Genomic DNA, 11,719 nt, shown 5'->3' on the forward strand with positions numbered 1-11,719 from the left:
TTTGAAAGCACCTTTTTTATCCCGTGTTTTGTCCAGTAAGCAGACACCATTACAGTGTCTGGTTAAGCGTATAATACCGCCCTTGCTGTGCCATGAGCGCTTCATGACGGCCATATTCAACAATCTGACCCTGTTCAATCAAGCAGATCGCGTCCATCCGTTCCAGCTCAATTAAGCGGTGCGTAATGAAAATGACGGTTTTGTGTGCATAATGAGTGCGCAACAGATCCATAATTTGTTGTTCTGTCTGCTTATCCAGTCCTTCAGTCGGTTCGTCCAGCAACAGGATTTCTCCCTGATGGAGCAGTGCACGGGCAATTCCCAGACGACGTTTTTCGCCACCGGAGAGATGACGCCCCCCATCTCCCAGCCAGACATTTAATCCCGGCCCATCAAGCAGTTTGTCCAGCCCGACCTGACTGAGGACTTGTGTATAAGTCATATCATCGGCGTCCGGTGCCGCGATTTGTAAGTTCTCACGTAATGTACCGTTTAAGATATCAACCCGTTGACTGACAATACTCATACAGGCGCGAAGATCGTGTTCATTCCAGTTTTTCAGATTGGTTCCGGCAATTGATACTTTGCCTTGGCTCGGATCCCAGTAGCGGGAAATTAATTGGAGCAGGGTCGATTTGCCGGAGCCTGTCTGACCGACAATTGCGACTTTATGCCCGGCGGGGATATGGAGATCAATCTCTGTCAGTACACGTTGTTGATGTTCCGGATAATGAAAATGAACCTGCTCAAAGCGGATGTCGAATGCGCCATTATGTTGTGTCGGCTCGGTCTGAAATGTGACTTCAGGCTCAGATGATAACACTTCATTCAGACGTCGTGCTGACGTAAGTGTTTGTCCTAAATGCTGAAATGCACCGGCAATCGGCATGAGCAGTTCAAAGCTGGCCATGGTGGCAAATATGACCATGGCAATCATTGGATCCGGCCCGGCCTGACCCACACCATTACCGACGAACCATAACATGAATACCAGTGTCCAGCCGCTGGCCAGCATGAGCAGTGCCTGAGCAAATCCACTATAACGGGTGTTGATGTACTGCCGAGAGATCAAATCTTGCTGATCGTTCAGCATCGCTTGGCGATACGTTGGTTCTGCACCAAAAATCGTCAGCTCGCTATAGCCTTGAATCCAGTCGAGCAGGGTCACCCGAAAATTCGCTTTGCTTTGGGTCAGTGCTGCACCGTTACGTTTGCCGAGTTTGTAAAATAGCACCGGCCAAGACAGTAGCAAGACCAGTAAAATTGCACCGAGAGTCAGGCCGACCGCCGGGTCAAACCAGTACAGAAATGCAGAAAGCACCAATACGCCCAATACGCCGATCATCACGGGGCTGATCAGGCGCAGATAGACATGATCCATCGCATCAACATCAGCGACCAGACGATTGAGCAGATCGGCATCGCGGAGATTGGCGATTCGCCCGGGAATGAGTGGCGACAGTTGCTTAAAAAAGAAAATCCGTAGATCTGCCAACACCTTAAAGGTTGCATTGTGGCTGACCACTCGTTCTCCCCATCGCCCCGCGGTGCGTCCGATTGCGAAACCGCGGACAAAAGCACTGGGTAACATGTAGTTGAACGATTGTCGGGCGACACCTAAACCGGCCACTGCTGCTGCTGACAAAAACCAGCCGGATAGTGTCAGTAAGCCAATAGATGCGCATAGGGTCAAGAAAGCCAGTATCATCCCGAGAGTCAGGCCAAACCAATGTTTTCTATACAGTTTGAGAAATGGGATCAAATCACGCATCAAGATTCCCCTTCTGATGTTCAGGTTGCAGTGTATGATTGGCGGCTAACATCGATTTAAATAACCCTTCTTCATGACTGAGTGTCTGATAATGGCCTGACTGGACGATTCTCCCGTCTTGCATCACAAGAATGTTATCCACGTTCTGAAGTTGGGCAAGTTGATGCGTGACCAGTAATGTGGTGTGCTGATGAATCTGTTTGGCCAGCCCCTGCATGACTAACTGTTCACTTCTGGCATCAAGGCTGGCAGTCGGTTCATCCAGCAACCAGAATGAACCGTTTTGCAGCATGGCCCGGGCGAGGGCAAGCCGTTGAGCCTGACCGACCGACAGCCCACCGGAACGGTCACTGATCAGATAATCCAGCCCGTGGTTTTCGACAAAGTCAGCCGCAAAAGAATCTTTGAGGGCATTTTCAAGTTGTTCATCAGTAATCTGGCGTTTACTTAAGGTGACGTTGTCACGAATTGTCCCATGAACCAGTAACGGATTTTGCCCGACCCAGCTAATCAGCTGTCGCCAGTCTTGATGAGAGAGGTCGTGAAGGTCAACGCCATTGATCAGCAATTTTCCCCGATAAGGCATGAAGCCTAAAATTGCCTGTACCAGCGAGGTTTTTCCCGCGCCGCTCGGACCGACTAAAGCGGTCGTCTCGTGAGAATTGAGGCGAAATGAAACCGGGCCGACCAATCTTTTTCCTTCGGGGCTGATGATTTCCAGACCGTCTGCTTCGATGGTGATCTCTTCAGGTGTCGGAACCGGTTGTGTGCCGGATTTAACTTCATTCACATCGATTTGGAGAAACTCGACGATACTTTCGGCTGCGCCGACTGCTTGCTGTTTGGCATGGTAGAAGGTGCCCAAATCCCGTAATGGCTGATAAAACTCAGGTGCAAGGATCAGCACAAATAGTCCGGTGAATAAGGTAATTTCTGCTCCGTAATAACCGAAATTCAATTCCCCGATAAAACTGAAACCAAAATAGACCGCAGTGAGGGCAATAGAAACTGAAGTGAAAAATTCCAATACCGCAGAGGAAAGGAAAGCAATTCTCAGGACATCCATGGTTCTCATCCGAAACACTTCGGACGCTGCACGTAAATGTTCGGCTTCGGCTTGGGTCCGGTCAAACATACGAATCGTGGTCATCGCTTGAAGGCGATCATAAAAATGGCCGGAGAGGCGTTGCAGTGCTTTGAAGTTTTTTTGTGCCGCTTCCGCAGCTTTAATCCCGACCAGCGCCATAAACAGAGGGACTAACGGTGCAGTCAGCAGAAAAATCAACCCGGCAGCCCAATTGACAGGGAACACTGCGACGAGGATGACAAACGGAATCATAACGGACAGTGACATCTGGGGGAGGTACCGGGCAAAAAAATCGTGCATGTTTTCGACTTGTTCAAGGACGAGTGTCGCCCAGCTACCTGCCGGTTTTCCTTTGATATAGGCCGGCCCCATCTCTCTGAGTTTATCCAGAATCAGTTGTCTGATATAGATTCTGATCTGCTCTCCGCATTTGAATCCGGCGATCTCTCGTCCCCAACTCAGTCCTGCTCTCACAGCGATGAGCGCTGCAAGTCCCAGAAAATGAGGGATTAAATCCGTTTTCGGCGTCTGTTCAATAATCAGCTGATGTAAGATCGAGGCCAGCAAAGCCGCTTGGAACAGTAAGAAAATACTGGAGAGGACACCGAGCCCGACAGCAAGCATCAGCCAGCGCTTTGCCAGCTTGCTTTGTTGGCGGAGCCAGTGGTTTAAGCTACGTTGTTTATTCTTATCCATTGTAAAGGCTTTTATAGGAATGAGTTGATTAAGGTGCGTTTACCAGTCGGTATCACGGTACACCCGCAAGCAACTAGTATACAAAATAAAACCCAGTGGGGACACCACCGGGTTGAGGGGATTTCACTTCAAAAATGGTGAAAAATAATGCACTTATTCTGACAGGCTATCAAGATAACGTTCTGCATCTAGTGCAGCCATGCAACCTGTTCCAGCCGAGGTGATTGCCTGACGATAATTATGATCCATCACATCACCGGCAGCGAAAATACCCGCAATACTGGTTTGCGTCGCATTTCCTTCCAGACCGGACTGAACGATAATATAACCGTTCTTCATTTCTAACTGGCCTTGAAACATCTCAGTATTCGGTTGATGGCCAATGGCAATAAATACACCCATCACATCAAGCGATTCAATCGTATCTGATTTGGTGTCTTTCAGACGTACGCCGGTGACACCCATTTCATCACCCGTGACTTCTTCCAGCGTGCGGTCGGTATGTAAAATAATCTGACCGTTCGTGACTCTATCCATTAAACGATCAATCAGAATTTTCTCCGCACGGAAACTATCCCTGCGGTGGATGAGGTGAACTTCAGACGCGATGTTGGCTAAGTATAGTGCTTCTTCAACTGCGGTATTACCGCCCCCGACAACGGCGACTTTCTGATTACGATAAAAGAAACCATCACACGTTGCGCAAGCAGACACCCCGCGACCCTGAAATGCTTCTTCTGAAGGAAGTCCCAAATATTTGGCTGATGCACCGGTTGAGATGATCAGCGCATCACAGGTGTAGGTTTGACTGTCACCTTTGAGCGTAAAAGGTCGCCGGGTGAAATCTACTTCATTAATGTGATCAAAAATAATCTCGGTCTGGAAACGTTCTGCATGAGCTTTCATGCGCTCCATTAACCCCGGTCCGGTGAGCCCTTCTGCGTCTCCGGGCCAGTTTTCGACTTCAGTCGTTGTGGTGAGCTGGCCGCCCTGCTGTATACCGGTAATCAGCACAGGATTCAGATTGGCGCGAGCTGCATAAACCGCGGCTGTATAACCGGCAGGTCCGGAACCAAGAATCATCAATTTAGAATGCTTTATGTTGCTCATCTTATCCTCAGGGGAATCGTTTTATTCTATCTTGCTAACGATTGTAGGAGATTCCTTCATTCAATAAAAGTATGAAAAAAGGCATATTATGAAAGAAAAGGTTATAGATGGTGAGGAGAGCTGTGATGATCGAGAGACCGGTCCCATTAAAACAGATTGAGGTGTAATTTACTCATACCGTCTGCTTGTCTGCCGATCCCAGACGCGATAGGTAAAAATTCCGTATATTGCATTGCTTTGGTCTTTCCGTTGAACGGATAGTGCGGTTTTTAATTATGATTTAGATGAAAACACTTAAATTGTCATTGTTTGTCGTATTTTGATTTATTGTTTATGGAAAATGCAAATTAATCGACTATTCTTTTGTTATAAAAATGTAAAATCATGCTAATTCTGAGTAGAGGAATTGAATATGATTCATCAACATGAGAATACACTGCATATTACCCATCTGAGTAATACGGCTATCCATCAACTGGCTCCTTCGTTTCAACAACTTCCTCATACGGCTCATGCCGACGGACAATATCGCTTGCGACGTTATTCGGTGATTCAGTTCATCAATGGGCAGGTGGTTGAAACCGACAAACATGATTTCACACAATCCAGTCAATATAACCCGTTTCAGGGGGATATTCAGCGCCAGTTTGAACCGGTGCTGCAAGAAACACTGAGGAGTGAGGGTTTGCGGGAAATGTGTGAGCTGTTTGTCGAAGCCAATGGATTACCCGACGGACAAATTATCGATATTCACCAGATGCGTATTGCATCAGTGTTCGATGAGACCATGGTGTCACCGGAAGGGGTTCATCAGGACGGTTACGACTATATCGCGATGATCGGGATTGATCGCCATAATATTGTTGGTGGTGAACTGATGCTTTATCAGGATAACCATGGTGCACCGTTTTTCCGCAAAGTGCTGGAAGATGGTGAAGTCGCCATGGTGGCTGATAGTGCGCTCTGGCATAACGCGACGCCGATTCGTGCGATAGAACATGGAGAAGAAGGGCATATGGATGTTTTTGTTCTCACAGCAAAGGATGGAAACCATGAATTTCACGCCTGAGGCTGCCCGCCAGCAATTTCCGGTATTCCGGCAAGATCAGCAGCGGTTACCTTTGTTCTTTGATGGGCCGGGCGGAAGTCAGATTCCGGCCATCGTCGGGGAACAAATTGCTCAGTATCTGTCGGGAGGAACCGCAAATGTGGGCGGGTATTACCCGACGAGTTTTCACACCGGTCAGCTGGTGGCGCAGGCAAGGGAAGTGGTTCAGGCATTTTTGAATGCTCCGGCAGCTGAGAATATTGTGTTCGGGGCGAATATGACCACGTTGACATTCCATATGAGTCGGATTTTAAGTCGTGAATGGCAAAGTGGTGATGAAGTGATTGTCACGGAGCTGGATCATTATGCCAATGTGTCGAGCTGGCAGCAGGCGGCCGCTGATCGAGGTGCAGTGACTCGTCAGGCCCGGGTTGATGAGAACCAATGTTCACTGGATATCGAGCATCTGCTCTCTCTCATTGGTGAGCGAACGCGGCTGGTGGCCGTGACCTATGCGTCCAATACCACCGGTTCTATCGTTGATGTCCGGCGGATCATCGCAGCTGCGCATCAGGTCGGGGCATTGGTTTACATTGATGCGGTTCATTTTGCCCCGCATCAGTTAATTGATGTACAGGCGTTGGATTGTGATTTCCTTGTCTGTTCCGCGTATAAATTTTATGGCCCCCATGCCGGAATTTTGTATATTGCGCCGCGCTGGCTGGCGCATTTCATGCCTTATAAAGTTGAGCCGGCACCGAATGTGGGGCCGGGGCGTTATGAAACGGGGACGCTGAATTTTGAAGGCTTGGCCGGGGTAATCGGGACGATAGAATATCTTGCTCAATGGGGCAAAGCGGAGGACTCACTTAGAATGAGGCTGGCTGAGAGCTTCACCCAGTATCAACAGCATGAGCAGCGGTTAGCTGCGCTGTTTTTATCACTGACAGATACGTTAACTTCAGCACAGTTGTACGGAGCTGATGTTGCTGACAATGCGGTAAGAACCCCGACGTTTGCGCTGCGTTTTGCACATCATACCCCGGCGGCAATTGCCAAAGCGCTGGGAGAACAGAATATTTGTGTCTGGCATGGCCACTTTTATGCTTTGGGGCTGGTGCGACGCTTAGGACTTGAAAGTCATGGTGTGCTGCGTATTGGCATGATGCACTACAATACCGAGGCAGAAATTCACCATTTATTCGAACATTTGCAGCGTCTGGAGAAAAGTTAACCGCAGTGGTTGTTTGCTGTGCAGCGGATAAGTAGGGATAAGATGTGTGGAATGTCACTGTTCTCACACATCATCACGACCACATCAAATATTGGTTGTGCGTGAATTAAAGCGGTTGAAATTCAACTTCATAAGAGGTGAATTTACGAATGTTAATGACCCCGGTATCCAGAATCAGATACTGTCCTTTAATCCCCTGTAAGAGGCCGGATACTTGAGGATTCTTATCAAAATTGTGTGACACGATTTTGGTCGGGTGCTGTTGCACCGGGAACTGGATATCCGTGATATCAGGATTGACCGCAGTGACGGCGTCTTCCCCATATGTCTGGCGAATATTCTCAACTGTTTTCTCAACCAACGGACGAAGTTTTTCTGCCTGCTCATGAAGCGCGAGCGGATCTTGATCTTCTTTTAATAAGGTGCGCCAGTTGGTTTTGTCGGCAATATGCTGCGCCAATTCGACTTCGATTAAGCCGGAAATATAACGATTCTTCACTTTGAAAATCGGTAATCCTTGCGTCGCCCCTTGATCGATCCAGCGGGTTGGAATCTGGGAGTGGCGGGTAATACCGACTTTGAGGCCGGATGTGTTGGAGAGATAGACATAATGATCCGTCATGCAATGTGACTGTGCCCATTCCGGCTCCCGGCAGGTTCCTTGCTCATAGTGGCAGGTTTCCGGCTTCATAATACACATATCGCAACTGGCTAACTTCTGCATACAGACATAGCAGTGTCCCTGCGCGTAACTTTTTTTGGTACGCTTACCGCAATGGCAACAATAAATATTGCCGGTATAGGTGAGGGATAGCGGATGACCGATCAGTGGATTCAAGGCGATTTCCGTTGCTCCGACCGGGAGAAAATAGTCGGTGTGTGGGTTGAGGGTCGCACGTAGTTTGCTGAGGGTTCCCTTGATGACTGAAGACATGACATTGCTCTTTTTTATGGTTGAAATTGATATCAATGACGCGGGTTATAGCAAAACGGGCCAAGGCTTGTTTGGGACAGTGCAATGTAACCCGTGTTGCTGATATACCGACATTATCCTGTGATATTAACAGAATTGAGTCTCCTCTAGCGAGTTTACTTAGCGGTGTGAGGATTTTTTGTCTCGGTTGGATGAGTGTCGTTCTCAGATATTTCTGCCGGTGTTTCATCAGAGAAAATCGGTTCTTTAGGGCCGAGGAACTTCGGTTTGGCATCGATGATGAACAGATCGAGGATCGCTCTGGCCCGGGCAAAAATCTCACGGAATCTTATTTTGAGATCTGTTCCGTGGGCCGGGCCGGGAACAGCGAAGCAAGCCGCATCAATCTCGTGGTAGTTCGCGATAAACAGCGCTCGTTCACAATGAAAGCGTTGAGTAATAATCAGAAAATGGTTGGTATCAAAGATTTTTTTTGCCCGGACAATTGAATCGAGCGTCCTGAATCCGGCATAGTCCAAAGCGATATCTTGCTCCGGTATACCTGCTTTCATCAAATCGCGTTTCATGGTCCATGGCTCATTGTAAGAACGGTGAGCATTATCGCCACTGAGCAGAAAATGAGTCACTTTGCGTGAACGGTAGAGCTGAATCGCAGCTTCAATACGATGGGTGTAATACGCATTGAGTATGCGCCCCAGATACTTACTGGTTCCTAACACGACTGCCACTTGATAGTGCTCAATGTGATCGGTATTGGTGAGTATCTGGTCCTGTGTTTTCCAACTGATCCAGCGATCAATGGCGAACAGAGAGACTGCCAACACAAGCAGCATGATGAGCAGACCTTTCATGATCTGCCAGCCCAAACGGCATATTCTGCTTATGCAACCGCTGTCGGCGCAATATTTACTGAGACGAGAGTGGATAACTATACCTTTTACCTAAATTATATTTGTCGGTTTTTTTGGGCCCAGAGCCCGATGCCGACAAAACTGACAATGACAACGACAAACATGGTGCCTCGTTCTAAGTGGGCAAGTGTCCGAGCTAAGTCAGGGCTTAGTTTGACGATGATAAATCCATAACCAAATGCATTGAGTAATATAAAGGTAAATGTGCGAATGACAAAGTGCTGATTACGCAACATTCGGCGTAACAGCGCATTAATTTCACCACCCAGCATCACTAGCAGGCAAGCAATCAGTGCGATAGAGATTTCTTCCAGATAAGGTGCGAGGTACTGTCCCGCGGGGTTGAAAAAATGCAACATGGTATGAATGTCCTTGCAAATAAAAAGCCTCTGTTACAGAGGCTTATCATATTGATATTGTCTGACTGTTTTTAGAACGCGACGCGCTTATAGCGACGATAAACAGGTTGCCAGAAATTACGCTCGATCGCTTGTTCCAGTGCTTCAGGTGTAATTGCATCGGCGACACCTTGTTCAATAGCTTTTTTCGCAACGGCAAGTGCAATTTTCTTTGAGACGGAGTGAATCGCTTCCAATGGTGGCAGGAGTGAACCGTGACCATTGATTGCCAGTGGTGAACACTCAGCCAATGCCCGGCTTGATTCCATCAACATTTCATCGGTAACACGTTTGGCATTTGCTGCCAGTACACCCAGCCCGATACCAGGGAAGATGTAACTGTTGTTACACTGCGCAATCGGATAGAGCTTATCGCCTAACATGACTGGTTCAAATGGGCTACCGGTTGCAACGAGTGCTTCTCCGTTAGTCCATGCCATCAAGTCGCTCGGCAAAGCTTCAACTCGACTTGTCGGGTTGGATAATGGGAAGATGATCGGACGTGGGCAATGAAGATGCATTTCACGAATGATATCTTCGCTGAATAATCCCGGAGCTCCGGATACGCCAATCAAGACAGTTGGTTTGGCTTCACGAACGACATCGTGCAGAGAGAAACCCGTCCCTTCAGCTTCCCAGTGTTGCGTATTGGATTTCTTCTGAACCAGACGTTGTTGGAAATCCAACAGGTTGGGCATTCCTTCCTGCAATAATCCCCAGCGGTCAACCATATAAACCTGTGAGCGTGCTTGCTGATCAGAAATACCTTCTGAAACCATCTGGGCAATAATCGCTTCGGCAATCCCACATCCGGCAGATCCGGCACCAAGGAAGGTGATGCGCTGTTCTGAAAGTTTATTGCCTGCGGCTTTACATGCTGCCAGCAAAGAACCGACCGTGATAGCTGCCGTGCCCTGAATATCATCGTTAAAACAGCAAATCCGGTTTTTATAGCGCTCAAGCAGTGGCATGGCATTTTTCTGAGCGAAGTCTTCAAACTGAACCAGTGCATCCGGCCAGCGGCGTTGCACGGCTTGAATGAACTCTTCAACAAAGGCATCGTATTCAGCACCGGTAATACGCGGATGACGCCAGCCCATATACATAGGATCAGCCAAACGTTGCGGGTTATTGGTACCGACATCCAACTCAATCGGAAGCGTATAAGCGGGGCTGATACCCCCACAGGCGGTATATAGGGCCAGTTTTCCGATTGGAATACCCATTCCACCGATGCCTTGGTCACCCAGACCAAGAATACGCTCACCATCGGTTACCACGATGACTTTGACGTGATGGTTGGAAGCATTATTCAGAATGTCATCAATTTGATTGCGGTTCGGATAGGAAATAAATAGTCCACGACCACGGCGATAAATATTAGAGAAGTTTTCACATGCAGCACCGACAGTCGGAGTGTAGATGATTGGCATCATCTCAGTAATGTGATTTTGAACCAGCCGATAAAAGAGTGTCTCATTGGTATCTTGTATATTACGAAGATAAATGTGCTTATCCATATCATTATCGAAATTACAATATTGCTGATACGCACGGACAACTTGTTCCTGAATGGTCTCCGTTGCTTCTGGGAGCAGGCCGGCAAGGTTAAATGAGCTCCTTTCTTCTGCTGTAAAAGCTGCACCTTTGTTGAGTAGTGGTGTACTGAGAAGCATAGAGCCCGCATGAGAGATATATAAAGGGCGTTTGTCGTTGTTCATTGTATGCCTATATTTTGTAGGATGATGATGGGGGAACCGGAGCAAATTTTACGGATACTCCAGTCGGTTGTAAATAGAGGCAATTTGACGTTTCCCTCATTCTCGCAGGTTAATTGTCGGATTTTTTGAAGCTGGTTTATCAATGTTTTCTTTTTAGTGAATAAACACAAGTTTATTTGTTAAACAAAATATGAATTATTCATATCAACAAGCTAAATATTTGTTCAATAGTTGTTATTTATATGCATCTGATAGAGCAATTTTATATATATTTTCAGCCATAAAATATCGTTTTTTTATATTCTATTGCTATAAACGGATTGGCAGATCATAGTGTGTTTATGGTGCTGTCACTTTCGTGGGGGACGAAATGATTCAACCGACCCGAGTCCGGGGTGTATTTGATTACACCGCATTTTTGGATGTTGCATGTCATAAACATTGGACGATCTTTGAAGCTTTTTTTCATACGGAATATGTTGTACATGATGAAACGTCACAAATGACTTGTCAGGAATTAGCCCCGGATGAACGTTTATGGAGGAAAGCATTGCAAAGTCTATCGTTGGGGCGTAGTGATCAAGAAAATCTAATGATCTTGTCAAAGTTGGCAAAGGAGGAAGGGATCAATGCGTTACAAGTGATGATGCCTTATGCCTTGGATGCACAACAGCTTCATGAGATTGAAACGCTGGGGTGTCATGCGATTCAGCTGGTTGAGAGTGATGAACTGTTGATTGAGTGGTAAATTGAAGTGAGATTATCAGTCATCTGAATCCGCTCATCGTTAGTGTTGCGATGAGCGGATA

At 47.3% G+C, this 11,719-nt stretch carries 10 protein-coding genes; 3 read left to right on the plus strand and 7 right to left on the minus strand.

Features of this window, described 5'->3' with window-relative positions:
- Window positions 1-49: 49 nt before the first annotated feature.
- The 3 genes from cydC to trxB form a co-directional block, all read right to left on the minus strand.
- Entirely contained in the window at window positions 50-1,771 is a 1,722-nt protein-coding gene (cydC, locus tag VRK_RS06630) for a heme ABC transporter ATP-binding protein/permease CydC (RefSeq protein WP_059120636.1), read from the minus strand.
- Window positions 1,764-3,554 (minus strand): heme ABC transporter permease/ATP-binding protein CydD, encoded by a 1,791-nt coding sequence (gene cydD / locus VRK_RS06635; protein ID WP_059120637.1) that lies wholly within the window; start codon window positions 3,552-3,554, stop codon window positions 1,764-1,766. The genes cydC and cydD overlap by 8 nt, the downstream gene beginning before the upstream one ends.
- 153 nt (window positions 3,555-3,707) lie before the next feature.
- Window positions 3,708-4,664: a thioredoxin-disulfide reductase gene (gene trxB, locus VRK_RS06640; RefSeq protein ID WP_059120638.1), complete on the minus strand. Its 957-nt coding sequence runs from the start codon at window positions 4,662-4,664 to the stop codon at window positions 3,708-3,710.
- A gap of 412 nt (window positions 4,665-5,076) precedes the next feature.
- Here trxB and VRK_RS06645 point away from each other — a divergent pair, with 412 nt between their 5' ends.
- Both VRK_RS06645 and VRK_RS06650 read left to right on the plus strand, forming a co-directional pair.
- Window positions 5,077-5,733: a 2OG-Fe dioxygenase family protein gene (locus VRK_RS06645; protein ID WP_059120639.1), complete on the plus strand. Its 657-nt coding sequence runs from the start codon at window positions 5,077-5,079 to the stop codon at window positions 5,731-5,733.
- Window positions 5,717-6,946, plus strand: coding sequence for a cysteine desulfurase-like protein (locus tag VRK_RS06650; RefSeq protein ID WP_059120640.1), 1,230 nt, complete (start codon window positions 5,717-5,719; stop codon window positions 6,944-6,946). The genes VRK_RS06645 and VRK_RS06650 overlap by 17 nt, the downstream gene beginning before the upstream one ends.
- Before the next feature lie 106 nt (window positions 6,947-7,052).
- On the opposite strand, the gene VRK_RS06655 is transcribed toward VRK_RS06650, so the two are convergent.
- From VRK_RS06655 to VRK_RS06670, 4 genes are all read right to left on the minus strand, one after another.
- Window positions 7,053-7,880 (minus strand): DUF2797 domain-containing protein, encoded by an 828-nt coding sequence (locus VRK_RS06655; protein WP_059120641.1) that lies wholly within the window; start codon window positions 7,878-7,880, stop codon window positions 7,053-7,055.
- Window positions 7,881-8,035: 155 nt separating this feature from the next.
- Complete coding sequence (locus VRK_RS06660; protein ID WP_082671334.1) at window positions 8,036-8,731, minus strand: SanA/YdcF family protein; 696 nt, start codon at window positions 8,729-8,731, stop codon at window positions 8,036-8,038.
- Window positions 8,732-8,826: 95 nt separating this feature from the next.
- Entirely contained in the window at window positions 8,827-9,150 is a 324-nt protein-coding gene (locus VRK_RS06665; RefSeq protein WP_059120643.1) for a DUF3392 domain-containing protein, read from the minus strand.
- Window positions 9,151-9,221: 71 nt separating this feature from the next.
- Window positions 9,222-10,910, minus strand: coding sequence for an NAD-dependent malic enzyme (locus tag VRK_RS06670; RefSeq protein ID WP_059120644.1), 1,689 nt, complete (start codon window positions 10,908-10,910; stop codon window positions 9,222-9,224).
- Between the two features lie 370 nt (window positions 10,911-11,280).
- On the opposite strand from VRK_RS06670, the gene VRK_RS06675 reads away from it, so the two are divergent.
- Window positions 11,281-11,658, plus strand: coding sequence for a hypothetical protein (locus VRK_RS06675; protein WP_059120645.1), 378 nt, complete (start codon window positions 11,281-11,283; stop codon window positions 11,656-11,658).
- Window positions 11,659-11,719 lie beyond the last annotated feature (61 nt).

The sequence above is a fragment of the Vibrio sp. MEBiC08052 genome, assembly GCF_001506075.1.
Taxonomy (GTDB): domain Bacteria; phylum Pseudomonadota; class Gammaproteobacteria; order Enterobacterales; family Vibrionaceae; genus Vibrio.